The sequence below is a fragment of the Pseudomonas sp. CROZ-RG-20F-R04-15 genome, assembly GCF_022662375.1.
Taxonomy (GTDB): Bacteria; Pseudomonadota; Gammaproteobacteria; order Pseudomonadales; family Pseudomonadaceae; genus Aquipseudomonas.
In genome coordinates this window covers 23,214-41,153 of the sequence record NZ_JAKNQL010000029.1, presented here as the reverse complement: position 1 = coordinate 41,153, position 17,940 = coordinate 23,214, and the positions used below count along the sequence as shown (strand labels likewise).

General features: G+C 61.6%; 19 protein-coding genes. 2 read left to right on the top strand and 17 right to left on the bottom strand.

Annotation, left to right across the window (positions count from 1 at the left end; genetic code table 11):
* Positions 1–61 precede the first annotated feature (61 nt).
* Genes L8H52_RS27080 through L8H52_RS27010 form a run of 15 tightly spaced genes read right to left on the bottom strand, consistent with a single transcriptional unit; the run spans position 62 to position 14,029 of the window.
* Positions 62–787 (bottom strand): class I SAM-dependent methyltransferase, encoded by a 726-nt coding sequence (locus L8H52_RS27080; RefSeq protein ID WP_242209608.1) that lies wholly within the window; start codon positions 785–787, stop codon positions 62–64.
* The gene (locus tag L8H52_RS27075; RefSeq protein WP_242209607.1) at positions 784–2,031 is read right to left on the bottom strand and encodes an NAD(P)/FAD-dependent oxidoreductase; all 1,248 of its coding nucleotides are present in this window, start codon (positions 2,029–2,031) and stop codon (positions 784–786) included. Before L8H52_RS27075 ends, L8H52_RS27080 begins: the two co-directional genes overlap by 4 nt.
* Positions 2,018–3,181 carry a sodium:proton antiporter gene (locus L8H52_RS27070; protein ID WP_242209606.1) on the bottom strand — a complete coding sequence of 388 codons (1,164 nt, stop codon included), beginning with the start codon at positions 3,179–3,181 and terminating at the stop codon, positions 2,018–2,020. The genes L8H52_RS27075 and L8H52_RS27070 overlap by 14 nt, the downstream gene beginning before the upstream one ends.
* Complete coding sequence (locus tag L8H52_RS27065) at positions 3,178–5,517, bottom strand: MMPL family transporter (RefSeq protein ID WP_242209605.1); 2,340 nt, start codon at positions 5,515–5,517, stop codon at positions 3,178–3,180. The genes L8H52_RS27070 and L8H52_RS27065 overlap by 4 nt, the downstream gene beginning before the upstream one ends.
* Entirely contained in the window at positions 5,501–6,103 is a 603-nt protein-coding gene (locus L8H52_RS27060; protein ID WP_242209604.1) for an outer membrane lipoprotein carrier protein LolA, read from the bottom strand. Before L8H52_RS27060 ends, L8H52_RS27065 begins: the two co-directional genes overlap by 17 nt.
* Positions 6,100–6,525, bottom strand: coding sequence for an acyl-CoA thioesterase (locus L8H52_RS27055; RefSeq protein WP_016983876.1), 426 nt, complete (start codon positions 6,523–6,525; stop codon positions 6,100–6,102). Before L8H52_RS27055 ends, L8H52_RS27060 begins: the two co-directional genes overlap by 4 nt.
* Positions 6,518–8,062 carry an aromatic amino acid ammonia-lyase gene (locus L8H52_RS27050; protein ID WP_242209603.1) on the bottom strand — a complete coding sequence of 515 codons (1,545 nt, stop codon included), beginning with the start codon at positions 8,060–8,062 and terminating at the stop codon, positions 6,518–6,520. Before L8H52_RS27050 ends, L8H52_RS27055 begins: the two co-directional genes overlap by 8 nt.
* A complete protein-coding gene (locus L8H52_RS27045; protein ID WP_242209602.1) occupies positions 8,043–8,990 on the bottom strand; it encodes a glycosyl transferase in 948 nt (315 codons plus the stop codon). The genes L8H52_RS27050 and L8H52_RS27045 overlap by 20 nt, the downstream gene beginning before the upstream one ends.
* The gene (locus L8H52_RS27040; RefSeq protein ID WP_242209601.1) at positions 8,987–9,721 is read right to left on the bottom strand and encodes a glycosyltransferase family 2 protein; all 735 of its coding nucleotides are present in this window, start codon (positions 9,719–9,721) and stop codon (positions 8,987–8,989) included. The genes L8H52_RS27045 and L8H52_RS27040 overlap by 4 nt, the downstream gene beginning before the upstream one ends.
* Positions 9,722–9,780: 59 nt before the next feature.
* Positions 9,781–11,460 (bottom strand): acyl-CoA synthetase family protein, encoded by a 1,680-nt coding sequence (locus L8H52_RS27035; protein ID WP_242209600.1) that lies wholly within the window; start codon positions 11,458–11,460, stop codon positions 9,781–9,783.
* Positions 11,457–12,002 carry a hypothetical protein gene (locus tag L8H52_RS27030; RefSeq protein ID WP_093430103.1) on the bottom strand — a complete coding sequence of 182 codons (546 nt, stop codon included), beginning with the start codon at positions 12,000–12,002 and terminating at the stop codon, positions 11,457–11,459. Before L8H52_RS27030 ends, L8H52_RS27035 begins: the two co-directional genes overlap by 4 nt.
* Positions 11,999–12,253, bottom strand: a complete 255-nt coding sequence (locus L8H52_RS27025; protein ID WP_064388843.1) for an acyl carrier protein — start codon at positions 12,251–12,253, stop codon at positions 11,999–12,001. The genes L8H52_RS27030 and L8H52_RS27025 overlap by 4 nt, the downstream gene beginning before the upstream one ends.
* 9 nt (positions 12,254–12,262) lie before the next feature.
* The gene (locus tag L8H52_RS27020) at positions 12,263–12,538 is read right to left on the bottom strand and encodes a phosphopantetheine-binding protein (protein WP_116029224.1); all 276 of its coding nucleotides are present in this window, start codon (positions 12,536–12,538) and stop codon (positions 12,263–12,265) included.
* Positions 12,516–13,328: a lysophospholipid acyltransferase family protein gene (locus tag L8H52_RS27015; RefSeq protein WP_242209599.1), complete on the bottom strand. Its 813-nt coding sequence runs from the start codon at positions 13,326–13,328 to the stop codon at positions 12,516–12,518. Before L8H52_RS27015 ends, L8H52_RS27020 begins: the two co-directional genes overlap by 23 nt.
* The gene (locus L8H52_RS27010) at positions 13,304–14,029 is read right to left on the bottom strand and encodes a beta-ketoacyl synthase chain length factor (protein WP_242209598.1); all 726 of its coding nucleotides are present in this window, start codon (positions 14,027–14,029) and stop codon (positions 13,304–13,306) included. Before L8H52_RS27010 ends, L8H52_RS27015 begins: the two co-directional genes overlap by 25 nt.
* 356 nt (positions 14,030–14,385) lie before the next feature.
* On the opposite strand from L8H52_RS27010, the gene L8H52_RS27005 reads away from it, so the two are divergent.
* Entirely contained in the window at positions 14,386–15,156 is a 771-nt protein-coding gene (locus tag L8H52_RS27005) for a ParA family protein (protein WP_242209597.1), read from the top strand.
* A gap of 131 nt (positions 15,157–15,287) precedes the next feature.
* Here the strand turns inward: L8H52_RS27005 and trxC are convergent, their stop codons facing one another.
* Positions 15,288–15,722: a thioredoxin TrxC gene (gene trxC, locus L8H52_RS27000; RefSeq protein WP_242209596.1), complete on the bottom strand. Its 435-nt coding sequence runs from the start codon at positions 15,720–15,722 to the stop codon at positions 15,288–15,290.
* 347 nt (positions 15,723–16,069) lie between these two features.
* Here trxC and L8H52_RS26995 point away from each other — a divergent pair, with 347 nt between their 5' ends.
* A complete protein-coding gene (locus L8H52_RS26995) occupies positions 16,070–16,432 on the top strand; it encodes a transcriptional regulator (RefSeq protein ID WP_242209626.1) in 363 nt (120 codons plus the stop codon).
* A gap of 6 nt (positions 16,433–16,438) precedes the next feature.
* Here L8H52_RS26995 and selO read toward each other — a convergent pair whose 3' ends face one another.
* On the bottom strand, positions 16,439–17,902 hold the full coding sequence (gene selO / locus L8H52_RS26990) for a protein adenylyltransferase SelO (protein ID WP_242209595.1): 1,464 nt from the start codon (positions 17,900–17,902) through the stop codon (positions 16,439–16,441).
* Positions 17,903–17,940 lie beyond the last annotated feature (38 nt).

Below are 17,940 nucleotides of genomic sequence, written 5' to 3'. Positions count from 1 at the left end.
AAGAGGCTGGCTGGCCCACCGCTTTCGCGAGCAGGCTCGCTCCCACAGGTCATGTGTCGCATCAACGATCACCTTCAAGCGGTTTACGCGCGACAACGTTCACCAACGTCTCCTCGCGCTCACCAAACGGTTTCGGCTTGCGCACCCCAAACCGCTCCAGCAACCCAAAATCCTTCGACCGGCTCCACCACAGATACGGGTAGGAAACATTCTGCTCGCCAAACTCAAACCCCTGTCCGCGAATCATCTGCAGGTACTGTGCCGCACTCTTCTGCACATGCATCGGATGGCGGAACAGCCAGCGAATCACCCAGGTATCAATGTAAGCCTCGGTGGACTCGGCGAACAGCAGATAGCCGCCCGGTTTCAGCACCCGATAAAACTCGGCCAGCGCCTTTTCCTGCTCGACCAGATGATGAAAAGTCTGGTGACAGAACAGCAGATCAACGCTGGCGTCCGCCACATTGAGCGTCGCGCAATCACTGCCGATCAGCTCCACGTCGAGGCCCAGACGCGCCGCTTCTGCCCCGCTCAATTCAAGGCTGTGCGGGTCGGCGTCAACGCCGATCAACCGCTGTGGCGCAAAGGTCTGGCGCAGATGGCCGAACGACTTGCCCTGACCGCAACCGGCGTCCAGCAGCACCGGGTTTTCCGGCAGAGCGTCAGTGAACAGTCCGTGCAGGTCATTGATCGCCACGCGCAATACATGGTGCTGCCAGGTGTGGCTGCGCAGGAACCAGAAACCGAAACGGGTTTCCTCGACGTAGCTGTCGCTCAAGTAGTTCATGTGGCGTCCTTTGCACAGAGTTCGGAAATCATCTTCAAGCGACGGCGCGCTTCGCTGACGAACGGGTTGCGTTCGTCCCAGGCGTAACCGGCAAGGATCGAGCAGATCATCCGGCGAATTTCCGCCTGGCTGTCTTCATAGAAAATCACGTCCTGAAAGGTGCCGGCGTACCAGCCCTCGACGTAGCAGCGAAAGGTGTCGACGCCGCGCTTGAGCGGTTCAGCGAATTCGCTTTGCCAGTCGACGGTTTCGCCCTGCAACTGACGGTGCAGCACGGCGGCGGCCATGCTCGCCGAACGCATGGCGATGGTCACGCCGGAGGAGAACACTGGGTCAAGAAATTCCGCCGCGTTGCCGAGCAGCGCGAAGCCTGGGCCGTGCAGGGTTTTCACATTAGCGGCGTAACCGCCGAGGGTGCGCGCCGGCGTGTCCCATACAGCGTTGTTCAACACGCCGGCAAGGCTTGGGGTTTCGGCGATGAAGCTGCGCAGGCAGGCTTCCAGATCGCTGTCGCGACCCTTGAAGTGCTCCTCGGCCGCGACCACCCCCACCGAACAGCGACCGTTGCTGAACGGGATGGTCCAGAACCAGATATCGCGATGTTCCGGATGGGTGGTGACGAGGATCTTTTCGCGGTCGAACGCCGGGTTGTCGATGTGATCTTCGACGTGGGTGAACACTGCCTGACGCACCGGGAAATTCGATGGCGCTTCCAGGTCCAGCAAGCGTGACAGCACGCGGCCGTAGCCGCTGGCATCAAGGACGAAATCGGCTTCGACGCGATACTCGCTGCCATCCTCGCGGCGCACATCCAACTGCGGTTTTGTCCGGGCGAAATCGACGCTGACGATGGCATCGCCGTAGCGGATTTCCGCGCCTTGCAGCGCCGCTTGATCGGCCAGCAGTTTGTCGAAATCGGCGCGTTGCACCTGGAACGTGGTCGGTTTGCCGCCGGTAAAGGTGTCAGCGAAATCGAAGGCACTGTAACGCTCACCCCAGGCGAATGCGGCGCCGGTCTTGCGCTGGAACCCGGCGGCGTTGACGGCGTCGAGCATGCCGGCCTCTTCGACGAAATCCAGGCAATGGCTGAGCAGGCTTTCGCCGATCGAAAAGCGTGGAAAGTGTTGGCGCTCGATTACCAGCACATCGTGGCCCTTGCGCTTGAGTAGCGCGGCGGCGATGGCGCCGGACGGGCCGGCGCCGATGATCACGACCTGACGGGATTCCATTTCAACGATTGGCACGCGAGCTCCGGGGCAAAGGATGTTGCAGATTCAAAGGTGCGCGATGCAGGCCGATCAGGGCCGGTAGCAGCGTCGCGATCAGGCCCATCAGCATCAGCGCGAAGTACAGCGCCGGGGTGATGAGTTGTTGTTGCAAGAGCAGATTGAGAAAGACGATTTCGCTCAGGCCACGAATGTTCAGCAGCACACTTTCGCGCCAGCGGCTGGCGCCTTCGAACGAGGCGCCGGCCCAGCCGAGGCCGAGCCAGTTGCCGAGCAGTTTACTGGCAATCGGCAACAGCAGCAGCGCCGCCCATTGCAGCGCGCCGAGGCTGGCGAGGGCGCTGTGCACGTCGATCTGCACAATGCCGAACGTGAGGATCAGCGGAATCGCCAGCCACGTCTGCAAACGGCTCATCCAGCGCGCTGGCAGCGGCAGCACCAGCGGCACTTTCAGCGCGGCCATGCACAGCAGATAACCGATGCCGAAGATCAGCGCGTTGAGTTTGTAATGCTCGGCCATTACCAGCAGCGCAAAGAAACCGAGGCTGTAGGTTAGCGGGCGGCGCACACGCAACAGATTTAATAGCAACGGCACACAGGCGAGAACCAGCGGCAGCAGCAGACTGCTCAGATGCAGACTGCCCTGGGCGAGGCCGAATAACGTCCAGCAGGTCAGGTCAATGAGGATCGCGGTCTGCACCAGGCGGCGCGTGGCGGCCGGCGGATAATCGATGTGACGCAGATACAGGTACAGCACCGGGATCGCGGTAATCGCGAACACCAGACCGATGGCCAGCGAGTTGAGCCACGGTTGCGCCGGCAGTAGCCAATACGCGGCGGCAAGGCCACAGGCGAACGGTACGACAAAACTCGGCACGGCGATTTTTACACTCTGGCGATCGAGTTTCAGATCGATCACGTCACTGAGAATGTGCCCGAGCAGCAGGGCAAAACTCAGGCTGTAGAGGTTTTTCAGCCAGTCTGGCGCAATCAATTGCGCGCCGCTGAGCTGCCAGCCCGGCTCGATCCAGAAATACATCAGCAGCGGCAAGCCGAAGCTCGCCAGCAACAACTGGCTGACAATCGGGATCAGGCCAAAGTGGCGGCCGACGCGGGTGGCCACGGCAAACAGCGCCAGCGCCATGAGCCAGAAGGCGACGACCATCACGCTGCCGGGTCCGCGACTGTGGCGGCATGCTCGTGGCGCCCGGCCCACGGTGCGAGGATGAAGCTGAACGCCAGACCGAGGCTCACCGACAGGCCGAAGTTGCTCACCGCCGGTGTACTTGAAACCGCCAGCAACCCAAACGACAACCACGTCGTCACAGCCGCGAGCAAGGTGCCGAGCAGGCTCACCGCCGCACCGCCAACCTGTTCACGCATAAGAATCGCGTAATCGACGCTGATCGCCGTGACCAGCAGCAGGCCGAACAGACTGAACAGCGTCAGCGGTTGACCGAGCCAGCCGAGACTGGCGAGGCTGCACAGCGCGGCGAGCAACGGCAGGGCGACGATGCGCAGCGCACCGCCGAGACCAAATGGCAACATCAGCACCAGCACGATCAACGCGCAGGAAGCGAGTTTCAGTTCAGCGGCGCTGATCTGCGTCGCGGCGAAAACCTCGTTCAATTCACCGAGGCGATCGACCAGCATTACCCCCGGCAAGTCCAGTGCTTGCACGCGCAACAGCGCCGGGTTGTTCAAGCCTTGCAGACTGGTCATTGCCGCCACGCCGTCTTCGGTGGCGCCGAGCCAGAGCGTGCGATACGGCTCGCCGAGCGGGCCGGCCAATGCCGCGTCGATGTCTTCGGCGGGCACGGTCTGCAACTGTTGCAGCTCGGTTTGCAACGCGGCGAGCGGCACGCCGAGGTCGAGCAGTGGCTGCCAGTACTGCGGCAGTTTGTTCAGCGCCTCGCGCACTTGCTCTTGCTGGTTCGGTGGGCTGACCAGTTGATCGAGGGCCAGATAGCCTTGCAGCTTGTCGAGATTGACCAGTTGCTCCAGGCGCTCGCTCAGCGCGGCTTGACGCTCAAGCAATTGCTGCTGATTGTCGGCGCGCACGAGGAAAAACTGGCTGGTCGGCTGATAGCCGGTGATGCGCGCGATGGTCTGCGCTTCGTCGGTCAGCTGTTGCGGTGCGCCGACCCATTGGCGGATGTCATTCTTGCTTTGCAGTTGCACCAGACCGCCCACGCAGAAGGCAATCAGCAGCGCCAGCAACACCGGTGTGCGCACGCGTTCGAGGAGTTTTTCGCGCAGATTGACCAGGCGCTGGGCCAGATGCAACGGCCATTGCGCAGGCCGCAGTTCGACGTTGTTCAGTAGCGCCGGCAGCAGGCAGACGGCCGACAAATACGCACCGAGCAATCCAGCGGCAGAGAACACGGCGATTTGCGTCAGCGCCGGGAACGGCGTCCACGCCAGTGCCAGATAACCGATGGCGCTGGTGATCAGGCTCAGGGTCAGCCCGGACAGCGTCAAACGCAACGCCGGCCAACTGCGCCAAGGTTTCAGGCTCCAGCTCTTCGACAGATAATGCAGCGGATAATCCACCGCCACGCCGATCAGGCTGGAGCCGAGCACCAGCGTCATCACATGCATGTGGCCGAACAACGCCACGCACGCCACCGCACCGAACAACATGCCAACCAGCACCGGCACGAACGCCAGCAACACGCGCCAGCGGCGAAACGCCAGTAACAGCAGCAACAGGATGCCGACCGTGGCACCGCCGCCAACCCAGGTCATTTCGCGAGTCGCTTGCTGCTGACCGTTGGCCGCGTACAGCAAACCGCTGGCAGCCAGCAGTTGCACGTCGGATTTCGCCGCCTGCTCGCGGCTGGCTCCCAGCAGTGCCGCGACTTGCAGCGGCAAGTTCATGTCGAAGGCATTGCCGGTGGTGCGCGCCCGCAGCAGCACCCAGCTCATGCCGTCGGCATCGGCAATCAGCGCGCCGCTGCCGATGTCCAGTTGCACCGAACCGTGCTGCGGCTGGCTGTTCTGAATGCGCCCGGTCAGGCCCAGCCAGTCATCCTGGCTCGGCACCAGACTGAAACCGCTGAACGGGTCGAACAGGGCCTGCACGCGTTGTTGAATGAATGCGTCGGGGTGTTCGATCAGCAGTTGTCGATCATCCGCCGAGAGCATCGCCAATCGCCCTTGCAGCAGTTGCGTGCGCAGCGCTGGCAGATCTGCCTGCAAGTTCCATTGCACTTTTTCGAACAGGCCACTGGCCTGCCATTGCGCGCCCAACGTCTGCGCCATGGCCACGGCTTGCTGGCGATCGGCGTGGCCGACCAGCACCAGCATTTCGCGATTGAGCGGCTCCTGCATGCGCTGTTCGGCGCGTAGTTCAAGGGCGTCCGGGTGGGTGCCCGGCACCAGCTCCATCAGGTTCGCCGACAGCGGCGCACCGTCGCGCCACTGCCAGCCGGCCAGCGCGACGACGGCCAGCAGGAGGATCAGAAATAGCCAGGGCAGCCTGCGTTCACTCGGCAAAGTCATGTTGCTCCGCGTCGCTCAACGGTTGCCCGGCGCTGCTGTTCTGCATGCGCAGCACGGTGCTGTCGCCCTGGGTTTCCAGCAGTTCGATGGTTTGCACCAGCGTGCCGCCGTCGATATTGATCTGCGTGAACACTTGCTTGAGCAGCAGCGAGCGCGGGGTCAGGGTGAGTTTCCACTGCTGCGCGTCGCCGCTCAGGGCCAGTTCGAAATCCCGTTGCAGGCCACTGCTGTCACCTTGCAAAACGGCAAGGAACAAGCGGTTCTGCTCCGCCCCGGCACTCTTGTTTGGCAGCAATTGCCAGCCGTTATCGTCGCGGCGGGCGATGCCCTTGGCGGTGATGCGGTAGTCCTGCTGCAGCGGGGTTTTCAGCAACCAGAGCAGGCCGTGGTTTTTCGCCAGGACGAAATTGCCCTTGCTGAGCAGCGGCTGCGGCAGGGCGCGCAGGTGTTTTTCCTGGACGAACTGACCGTGGATCACGTCCGGTTTCGCCAGTTGTGCGCTGAGCTGTTGCAGGTCGAAGGCGTTGGCCAGCGCTGACAGCGTCAGCAGCGCCAATACGCTCAGGCTTTTAAGCAAAACATTCATCGCAGCATCCTTTCCACGGCATCGGTAAAGACCTTCGGCGAAGCCAGTTGCATCTCACGGCTGCTGACTTCAACGGCGACCTGCACCGAGCTGGCGCGGGTCAGGCGTTCACCGCTGTGCAGGTCGGTGATCAGGTAATTGATCTTCAGACGGTTTTCCCACTCGACCAGACTGGCACGCACATTCAGGCGCTGACCGAACACCGCGCCGCGCACATAGCGCAGTTGCAGGTCGATGATCGGCCAGGCGAAACCGGACTCGACCATGTGCGTGTAGTTGTGGCCGATCTTGTCCAGCAGCGCGCAACGCGCCACTTCGAGGTATTTGACGTAATGGCCGTGCCAAACCACGTGCATGGTGTCGACGTCGAAGAACGGCACGAGGATCTCGGTGTCGGCGTGAAGCACTCCGGCGCTACGCATGCAGCCTCCAGTGTTGCGCGGCGATGCGTTGCAGGCACAGGCGCAATTCGCCTTCCAGTGCGCGGTCTTCGATGACCGGCGGGAAGTCCTTGGCGAGTTCTGCGTGCATCGCCGCCAGCGACGGCGGCAGTGGTCGCGCATCTTCGGCCTGACCGCGCAGCCACACGCCTTGATTGGCAGCGAGCAGGGTGGCGGCGGCGACTTGTTCGGTCAGCTCCAGCACGCGGATCGCATCGCGAGCGGCGATGGTGCCCATGCTGACCTTGTCCTGGTTGTGGCACTCGGTGGAGCGCGAGAACACGCTGGCCGGCATGGTGTTTTTCAGCGCTTCGGCGGTCCAGGCACTGGTGCCGATCTGCACGGCTTTGAAGCCATGATTGATCATGGCGCGATCCGCCGGGGCGCCAGACAAGTTGCTCGGCAGACCGTGGTTGTAGCGCTCGTCGACCAGCAGCGCCAGTTGCCGATCCAGCAGGTCAGCAACATTGGCCACGAGGTTTTTCAGGCTGTCCATGGCGAACGCGATGTGCCCGCCGTAGAAGTGCCCGCCGTGCAGCACGCGCTCGGCTTCGGCGTCGATGATCGGGTTGTCGTTGGCGCTGTTCAGTTCGATTTCGATGAACGAACGCAGCCAGTTCAGGCTGTCGGCCAACACGCCAAGCACATGCGGGGCGCAACGCAGCGAATAGCGATCCTGCAAGCGATGCAGCGGCGCGGTTGGCGCGTCGATCGCCAGATCCTTGCGCAGCCACGCGGCGACCTGCATTTGCCCCGGATGCGGTTTGGCGGCGAACAGGCGTTCGTCAAAGTGCTCCGGGTTGCCTTGCAGCGCCACCACGTTGAGCGCGGTGATGCGTGTGGCCAGTTGCAGCAGGTAGTCAGCGCGAGCGAACGCGAGGCAGGCGAGACCGGTCATCACCGCCGTGCCGTTCATCAGCGCCAGCGCTTCTTTCGGGCGCAGCACCAACGGTGTCCAGCCGAGTTCGCGATGCACGTCGGCAGACTGGCGACGTTCGCCACGGAACATCACTTCGCGCTCGCCGGACAGCGTTGCGGCTACGTAAGACAGCGGCGTCAGATCGCCGCTGGCGCCGACCGAACCTTCCTCTGGAATCAGCGGCAGGATGTCGTATTCGAGAAACGCGTGCAGACGTTCGAGCAATTCCACGCGCACCCCGGACACGCCGTGGCACAACGACTGCAAACGCGCTGCCAGCACCGCGCGAGTGGCTTGCGCGTCGAGCAGTTTGCCGAGGCCGCAACCGTGGAAGGTGTAGAGGTGACGCGGCAACGCTTCGACGTGATGCAGCGGCACCGCGACCACGCAGGAATCGCCGTAACCGGTGGTGACGCCGTAGATCACGCCTTCCTTGTCCAGCAGCGAATCGAGGAACCTTGCGCCCTTGGCGATGCGCTCGCGATAGTCGGCGTCGCTCTGCAACTGCACGGGCGCCTGACGGTTGGCCAGGGCCAGCACGTCTTCGATGCGCAAAGGGCGTTCGCCGAAGGTTACCGGCTCATGGGTTGGCGTCGTCATCGGTCTTCCAGAAAGGGTAAAAGTTGAACCATTGTTGCGGCGCTTCGAGGCAATAGTGACTCAGGCGCTGCGCATAGCGGGTGGCCCACTGATGAATGACCTGCTCGCGCTCGCTGCGCTTCCACACCACGGCGTCGGCGAAGGGTTCGAGGGTCAGGCGATAGTGGCCGTCCGGTTGCTTGAGGCACATCAGCAGATTGACCGGGCATTTGAGCAAACCGGCGAGCAACCACGGGCCTTGCGGGAACGGCGCCGGGTGGCCGAGAAAGTCTACGGTGACACTGCGCCCGCCGTGCAGCGGCACGCGGTCACCGGCAATCGCCAGCCACTCGCCGCGCTCCAGGCGTTCGTGCAGTTGCAGCATGATCACCGGGTCGAGTTCGCTGACCTGAATCAGGCGCAGATTGGTCGCCCCGGCTTCACCGAGCAGGCGATTGAATTGCTCGGCGTGTTTGGTGTGCACGAGCACGTTCATGGTGACCTTTTCACCGATCTCCGCCAGCGCACGGCAGACTTCGAGATTGCCCAGGTGCGCGCCGACCAGCAGTTGCCCGCGACTGCTACGCAACTGATTGCGCAGCAGCGCCGGGTCGATGATTTCGATCTGCTCGATGCGGATCTTGCCGTTCCATACATCGAGCTTGTCGAGCATGGAGTCGGCGAAGGCCATGAACTGGCCAAACACCCGCCAAAGAGTCGGGCGCAAATCGGCGCGCTGGCTCCACTCGGCCAGGCGCTGTTGGTATTGCCAGGCACTGCGCCGTGCGGCGCGGCCGAACAGGAAAAAGTACAGGACGATGCCGTACAACAACGGGCTGAGCAGGCGTCGGCCAAGGACCTTGGCGGCGAATGCGGTGAATTTCATCAGCAGGAAACTGCCGCGTTCTTCGCGGTCGGCCCAGTGCTTCTTGTCGGTCTCGCTGTTCATGTTCGCCACCGCCGCCAGAGGATCAGCGGGAAGCGCAGCAACATGCCAAGAAACAGCCGCGTGTGCATGCTGGAAATCAGTGCGTTGTCGTGGAACAGACGGAAGTGCGACACACCGTCCAGCGGGTAGTGCACGCTGGTTTGCAGCCAGCGCATCGGCTGATTGCGCCACGACAGGCGTACGAGGATGTCTGAGTCGAAATCCATGCGTTTGCCGACTTTCGCCGAATCGATCACCGCCAGCGTCGGGGCCAGCGGATAGACGCGAAACCCGCACATCGAATCGCGGATCTGCAGCGACAGCGTGTTGATCCAGACCATCACGTGGGTCAGGTAGCGCGCGTACAAACGGCCTTTCGGCACACTCTCGTCGAACAGCGGATAACCGCAGATCATCGCCTCGGGATGGGCGCGGGACTCGGCGACAAAACGCGCCACGTCGTGCAAGTCGTGCTGACCGTCGGCATCGACCTGCAGCGCATGGCTGAAACCCAACAGCGAGGCTTCGCGCAGGCCGGTCATCACCGCGCCGCCCTTGCCCTGATTGGCGGTGAGGCGCACCAGATGCACGTTGTCGCGCTCGGCCAGCGCGTCGAGGATCCTGGCACAGGATGGCGTGCTGGCGTCGTCCACCAGAATGCACGGCAGGCCTTGCGCGAGCAGGGCGTCGACCACAGTACCGATCGCGGTTTCGTGGTTATACACCGGGATCACGGCACAAGGATTATGCATACCGGTAACTCCTGTGGGAGCGAGCCTGCTCGCGATTGAGTGCGCAGCACTCACCAAGGTCAATCATGCTCTACACCCAGAAGAATCCGCCCACTGGAACAGGTCGCCGTGTCATTGCGATAAGCGAAATACAACTTGCTGCGCTCCGGATCAAAGCGCAGATGCAGCTGGATTTCATCCCCCGGGCGCACCAATTGCTGGAACTTGAGCACCTCCATCCCGGCAAACGGGCCACTCAGATTCAGCAACTGCCGCCCAAGATTGAGCGCCCATTCCACCTGCACCACGCCCGGCAATACTGGCGCTTTGGGAAAGTGCCCACTGAAATAGGCCAGATCCGGTGGCACGCTCAGTTGCAGACTCCATTCACCCTCGGTCTCGACCTGCGACAGCACTTGCGGCGCTTTCGGGCGCGGGGCAATCAGCAACGCTTCGACCTCGGCCTGCGGCAGTTTCCCCTGACTGTTCAACGGCAATTGGCGCAGCAGCCGCCAGCGCCGGGGCAGCGCCAGCGCTTCACAGTGCTGGCGCAAATGCTGGCGCAGGGTTTCGGTCAGGCTGCGGCGGCCGTGTTCACGCAAGGCAAACAGCCCCGAGTCGCTGAGTACCAGCAGAGCACCCAGAGAGGCGCGATTTTCCTGGACCACGCCCAGGCGCGCTTCGGCAACCCATTCGTGGCTAACCAAGGCTTGTTCGAGCATGGGCAGAGAGATGCGTTTTTCTTCGAGTTTGACGATCCGGTCCAGCCGTCCGAGCAGTTCGAAGCGTCCATCGGCAGCGATACGCGCGGCGTCAGCGGTGTGCTCGATGTGCCCGACAGGCAGATAAGGTGAGGCGATCAGCAGGGCGCCGTCGCTGTCCTGGCTCAGCTCGACATCGGCGAACGGTTGCCACAGTTGGTCGCCCTGACGCCAGGCAATGCCGCCGGTTTCCGAGCTGCCGAGGATTTCCGTCGGCCATTGCTGCAAGCGTTGCTGCAGGCTCTGCGCGGCTTCAAGCGGCAACGCGCCGCCGGAGGAAAACACCCGGCGCACGGCACTGAGGGCCGGCCAGTCGAGGTTGTCACCCATACGCTTGAGCAACGCCGGGCTGGCAACCCAGGCGAAGGCCGGATATTCGCGGCTGGCGCGCTGCAAGTCTTCGGGAAACGCCAGTTGTTTGCGCACAAACGGGCGCCCGGCGCACAAAGGCCACAGCACGCGAAACAGCAAGCCGTAGATATGCTGGGTGGCAACGCTGCCGATGATGCAGGCCGCGCCGAGGTCCGCGCCCCACAACTGCTCCAGCGCTTCGACTTCGTTGGCCAGTTGGCGCAGGGATTTGTCGATGCGCTTTGGCTCGCCGCTGGAGCCGGATGTGCACAGGCTCAGACGGCACTGGTCGAGATCCAGTTCGGCGCCGGGCAGTGGCGGTTGCCGAACGTCGTTCAGTTGCGTGTCATCGGCTTGATCCGTCAGCCACAGATCGACTTCAGTGGACCAGCGCTGGCGGGTTTGTGGCTGCAGATCCGACGGCAATAGAACGCTGACGCCAGCGCGCCATGCGCCCAGCAAAGCGATGGCCAGTTCGGCGGCATCTTCCAGATGCACAGCCAGGCGCTTAACGCCCTGCGCTTGCAGACCGGCGGCAACGCTCAGCGCCTGTTCGCACAGTTGCGCGTGATCGAGTACCGGTGCGTGGCTGATTGCCCGCGCCGGCGCAGCCTTGAGCAACAGCTGCTCAAGTTTTATCCAGTTCATGTACGGCCTCTCACCCGTTGTCGTATCAGCCATTCAATGGCAAACATCAGGCCGATCAATCCATAGGAGATCAGGCCGGTGTACAACATCCACCAATTCAGCGGCGCCCACAGGGTCAGCAGGGCGGCGCACAAACCGTTGCAGAAGAAAAACACGCTCCAGGCCACCGTGACCTTGCGCGTATAGCGGATCGCGATGTCCGGTAGTTCTGGCTCACGCAAGCGTGCCAGGCGCTCGACCATCGGCGGACCATATTTCAGGCTCAGGCTGAACAGCACCAGCATGAAGCCGCTGATCAGCACCGGATACCAGCGCAGCAACAGCGGGCTGTCGAACAGCGCCAGCAACAGGCAAAAGGCGATCGCCACACAGGCCATCCACAGACTGCCGGGCTTGCGTTCGCCGGTCAGCGCTCGCGCCAGCCACAGGCTGCCCAGCAGCAGGCCGAACTGCCACGGAGCAAAGTGCTCCATGCCGAAATACACTGCAAAGGGGTACAGCAGACCGGCCAGCAGCAGCCCGAGGCCGATCAATCGGCTCATGCGGCCGGTTGAACCAGACGGTAGACCGCCTCGACGACGTCGCCGACAGTGCGCACCGATTTGAATTCTTCGGCGGCGATTTTCTTGCCGGTCTGACGCTTGATGTGATCGATCAGGTCGACCGCGTCGATGCTGTCGATTTCCAGATCCTGATACAGATTGGAGTCCAGGCTCACACGGGCCGGATCCAGTTCGAACAGCTCGACCAAGGCATCGCGCAGGGTGTTGAAAATATCGTCACGAGTTTGCATGGTCCGGTCTCAAGCTGCCTGTTTTGCCGTGACGAACGCCGCAAGGCTGGCCACGTTGGTGAAATGGTTACGGGTGTCTTTGGCGTCGGCGTCGATCTTGATGCCGTATTTCTTCTGGATGGCCAGGCCCAGTTCCAGCGCGTCGACGGAATCCAGGCCGAGGCCTTCGCCGAACAGCGTCTGCTCGTCGCCGATGTCGTCGGCGCTGATGTCTTCGAGCCCGAGGGCATCGATGATCAGCAGTTTGATGTCTCGCACCAGGCTAGGGGTGTTCAGATCGCTCATCTTCGGCGAGCTCCTTAATGAAGTAGTTGTGCAAATAATCGTTGAGCTTGCGCGAGGCCTGCGGTGCGGGCCCCTGCGCGGCGAAGGCTTGTGGGTCTATATCGGCCCCGACGCGAAAACTGAAGTGCACCCGGCGGCTGGGAATCCGATACCAGGGTTCGGCTTTGGTCAATGTGGTCGGGCTGACCTTGATGATCACCGGCGTGAGGATTTTCGCACCGCGCAAGGCAATTGCCGCAGCCCCCCGATGAAAGGCCGGCGCCTGGCCCGGCTGGGTGCGGGTGCCCTCGGGGAAAATGATCAATGTCTGGCCGTTTTGCAGGGACTGCGCGGCGGCATCGAGCATGTCCATGCTGCCGTCGTTGCTGATGTATTCGGTGCTGCGCAGCGGGCCACGGGTGAAGGGGTTTTCCCACAGGCTTTTCTTCACTACGCAATTGGCCTGGCGTACCAGACCGATGAGGAACACCACGTCGATCAGCGACGGGTGGTTGGCGATGATCATCTGCCCCGGTCGGCCCAGGCGTTCGGCGCCCTGGATGTCGTAGGTCAGCACGCCGGTACGAGCCATGAACCGCACGAAAAACCAGAACAGCCAGCTGACGGTCTGCCGCGCGCGATGGCGATGCGCAAGGGCGTCACCGGGCAGGCAGCCCAGCAGCGGGAACACCAGCACGCGCAGGCACAACCCGCCAAGCCCGAACAGGGCGAAGCTTGCGGCGGTGGCCAGCAGGCGCCAGTAGTAGGCGTCGCGGTTTTTCTCGGTCACGGATTGCGTTGCCAGGTCCATACACGATTTTTCCAGGCATGTTGGCAATGGGGTTGCTGGCCGAGCAGGGTTCGCAGCAGATTGAGCGCGTGGGGCCAGTGCGCTTTTGACCGTGTTTCTGTGGTGCTGTTCAGGGTCAGCCGCCAGTCGGTACCGGGGGTGAGCAAAAGACCCAGCGCATACGGAAACGGCACGTCGTCGATCCACGCGGAATAAGCTTCGGGCGGTTGTTCTTCGGTGATCACCAGCAGCACCGCCGGGGCGCCTTCATTGAGCAGGGCAGCGGCTTCGAGCATGCCGTGTTCGAGGCCGTCGCCGGCAGCGGCGAGGGCAGTCATTTCGCTGGTCTCGCCGCGCATGATCGACCACAGGCCGATGATCGCGTTGTGCACCGAGAGGCTGAACTGGGTCGGCGACAGCGGCTGCTCGCTGGCCAGATCACTGAGAATCTCGTAAGTACGTGGGGTTTCGCCGTGTCGCGAGACAAACACCAGCGGCAGATTCTCGCGCCCGTCGGCCAAGGGCCAGCCAACGCTGAACGCCATGCGCGCCAGTCGACTGAGACGGCGGCGCTGCATGGCCGGCAAAAACGACACATCGGGCGCGGCATCACTGCTCTGGAGTACGACCGGTTGTCGGCTCCATGCCTGCCAGGCGTCCACGCTGTCGAGGCCAGGGGCCCACGCGCGCCATTGGGCGATGTTGAAGTTGATCACGGACATTCATCCCGCCCCTGCGGGCTTTCGTTGACGCGTTTAGTGGCCAGACCCGCAGCAGGCTTGGCGTGGCGCTGGGCGCCGAGTGGCGCGCATTATCCCGGTGCGACGAGTGTGTAGCAAATGCTGGTTACATTTTGCGCAACGAAATGTACCGAGTGGTTCGCAAGAAAACTGTCATTTGGCCATTATCCAGATCGGCAGCGGCTTGTCTGTCGGGTTTCTCGCCGATCGACGGCGGTTATCACACTATCTGTCCGCAGATATTTGCACCTGACTCTGTAGTCCATGTCCATGAAGGTAGCGAAGCGAGGTCGCGCGCATCTACACTCGGTCATTCTTTGATACACGGAGGTTTGGTCATGCGGCGCGTGGTGTTCAATCAGAAAGGTGGCGTAGGCAAATCCAGCATTGCCTGCAATCTGGCAGCGGTCAGTGCCAGCGAGGGGTATCGCACGCTGTTGGTGGATCTCGATGCTCAGGCTAATTCCACTCAATATCTGACGGGGCTCACCGGCAACGACATCCCGATGGGTATTGCCGACTTCTTCAAGCAGACACTGTCCTCGGGGCCGTTCTCGAAGAAGAATCAGGCGGACATTTACGAAACCCCGTTCGACAACCTTCACATCATTACGGCCACCGCCGAACTGGCCGACTTGCAGCCCAAGCTTGAGGCCAAGCACAAGATCAACAAGCTGCGTAAGTTGCTGGATGAACTGTCCGAAGATTACGACCGGATCTACCTTGATACGCCACCGGCGCTGAATTTCTATGCGGTTTCGGCGCTGATTGCCGCTGATCGTGTGCTGATTCCCTTCGATTGCGACAGCTTCTCCCGTCAGGCTCTGTACGGCCTGATCGCGGAAATCGAAGAATTGAAGGACGACCACAACGAAGGTCTGGAAGTCGAAGGCATCGTGGTCAATCAGTTTCAGGCCCGGGCGAGCCTGCCACAGCAGATTCTTGATGAGTTGATTGCTGAAGGTTTGCCGGTACTGCCGGTGTACCTGAGCAGTTCAGTGCGCATGCGCGAATCGCACCAGGCCAGCATGCCGCTGATCCACCTCGACCCGCGACACAAGCTGACCCAGCAGTTCGTCGAACTGCATAACTTGCTCGAAGATCACTGATCTCCCGGATTGCATCCACCTACCTGTGGGAGCGAGCCTGCTCGCGAAGAGGCCGGTACATTCAACATCTGAATTGACTGACCGGACGCCTTCGCGAGCAGGCTCGCTCCCACATTGGATCCTCTGGTGTGTCAGATACCTTGGCTACGCAGCCACGCCATCAACTGCGGCAACGGAAACGCGCCACTCTGCCGCGCCACCTCTTTGCCGTTCTTGAACAGAATCAAACTCGGAATCGAACGAATCCCCAACTGCGCCGACAACTGCTGATTCGCCTCGCTATCAAGCTTGGCCAAGCGGCATCTCCCCGCCAACTGCGCCGCCGCCTGCTCGAACACCGGAGCAAACGACTTGCACGGCCCACACCACTGCGCCCAGACATCCACCAGCAACGGCAGATCTCCTTTGATCTGGCTGACGTAATCACCTTGCTTGAGTTCGAACGGTTTGCTCAACAGCACGGCGGATTTGCAGCGTCCGCACTTGGGCTGGTCGGCGAGGCGCTCGGCGGGGATGCGGTTCAGGCCGTTGCAGGAGGGGCAGGGGATGAGGAGTGGTTCGGACATGATGGGTTCTCAGGCAGGAAGTCTATGAGACTGATCTGGAGGCAAAGTCGCGATTATCAAGGAATTGATCTGTAGGTCATTACCTTCCTCAGTTGAGGAAAGGGCCTACGCACGTCTGCGCGGAGGCTGACTATCTGTATTTTATCTAATCGGTCATCTTGTGCAGACGTGAGCGAAATACCATTCCTATGACCGCCAAGACAGTTAAACGCCTTCCACTCTCGGAGTTTTTGAAGGGCTCTGAATATCTAAAAACCTTAAATGCCCGGACGAGTTGTTCGCTCACTGGGGAGTCTGTTGGCTTTGAAAGTGTTTGCTTTGGTTCCGGTGCGGACCAAAGTCCGGGTATCTTTCCTCGCTCGCTGCATCGGCCAGAAAACGAAGACGACTACGATGCCTTGGTATTGGCAGTCGACGAACTGCTGGAAATTACCGGCGATGATGAGTCGCACCCGTTGATGAGCTTGGTCGACATCATCGGTGACTGGATCGAAGAATGGGATCACACCAATCACCCCATGGCTCAGGCAAGTGGCGAAGAGGTTCTCGGTTACATGATGCGTGAGCACGGCCTGACCCAGAGCGATTTACCAGGTGTTGGTACTCAATCGGTTGTCTCGGAGATTTTGAGCGGCAAGCGCAAGCTCAACTTGCGCCAAATTCGCTGGTTGGCCGAACGTTTCAATGTGCCGATCGACGTGTTTACCTGACCTTACTCAGGAAGAACAACTGATCTCCAAATGCTTGCCCCACTCCGGCGGCCGCTCGGCATAACCGTCCATCCCCGGCTGCTCTTCAAACGGTTTGCTCAGCACCGCGTGCAGCCGGCGTACTTCTGAGTAATCCCCTTGCTCAGCCGCATCGATGGCTTTTTGCGCTAGGTAATTGCGCAGGATGTATAGCGGATTGACCGCATGCATCCGCGCTTGGCGCTGCGTTTGATCAGCATCGCCATCGCGGGCAACCCGGGCGACATAGCGTTCGCCCCAGGCGTCGAAACCCTTGATGTCGACGAAGTCGTCGCGCAAATGGGCGATGGCCTGTTCGGCGCATTCTTCACCGAGTCGGCGGAAGAACAGCGTGTAATCGACGCCGCTGTTCTGCATCAGTTGCAACAGGTCTTCCAGCAGCTTCTGGTCATCGTCCTCGGCCGTGGTGAAACCGAGGCGGCGGCGCATCAGGTCGAGGTAGTGCGCCTGAAACAGCGGCAGGTATAAGCCGAGGGTTTCGCGCAGGGCTTCAACGCTGATGAACGGCGTCAACGCTTGAGCCAATGCACTGAGGTTCCACTGGCCGACCGGCACCTGATTGCTGAACGAGTAGCGCCCTTGATCATCGGAGTGGTTGCAGATGAAGTTGGCGTCGAAATCGTCGAGAAAAGCGAACGGGCCGAAGTCGAAGGTGATTCCGAGGATCGACATGTTGTCGGTGTTCATCACGCCGTGGCAGAAGCCGTAGGCCTGCCACTTGGCGATCAGTTCGGCGTTGCGTTCGACGATTTCGCGGAACATCGCCAGATACGGTTCCGGCTGTTCCAGACATTCGGGAAAGTGCATCGCCAATACGTGTTCGCCGAGCTGCTTTTGCTGCTCGGGACGCTTGGTGTAATAGAAGTATTCGAAGTGGCCGAAGCGGATGTGGCTCGGCGCCAGGCGTAACACCATCGCCGCACGTTCCTGTTTTTCACGCCAGACCGGGGTGTCGGAACCGATCACGCACGCCGCGCGCGATGAAGGGATGTTCAGCGCGTAGAGCGCCTCGGAAGCAAGAAACTCACGGATCGACGAACGGAGTACCGCACGGCCGTCACCCATGCGCGAAAACGGCGTTTGCCCGGCGCCCTTGAGGTGCAGGTCCCAATGCTCGCCGGCTGCGTTGTACACCTCGCCCAGCAGCAGCCCGCGACCATCGCCGAGTTGCGGCGTGTAACCGCCGAACTGATGCCCGGAATAGACCATCGCCCGCGGCTCGGCATCGGCCCACAGCTTGTGGCCGCCAAACAGTTCGGCAAATTCGTTGGTTTCGGCGGTCGCCGGGTCGAGATCCAGTAAGGCCAGCGCCGCCGGGCTGGCGACGACCAGACGCGGATTGTCGATCGGCTCGGGCAGCACGTGGGCGGAGAACGCATCGCCCAGGCGGGCGAAGCGATTGTCGAAGGTCAGTTCGTCGAGGGCTTTCAAGGGCCGGCTCCAGCAGAATGTCCGAGCATTCTGCTGGG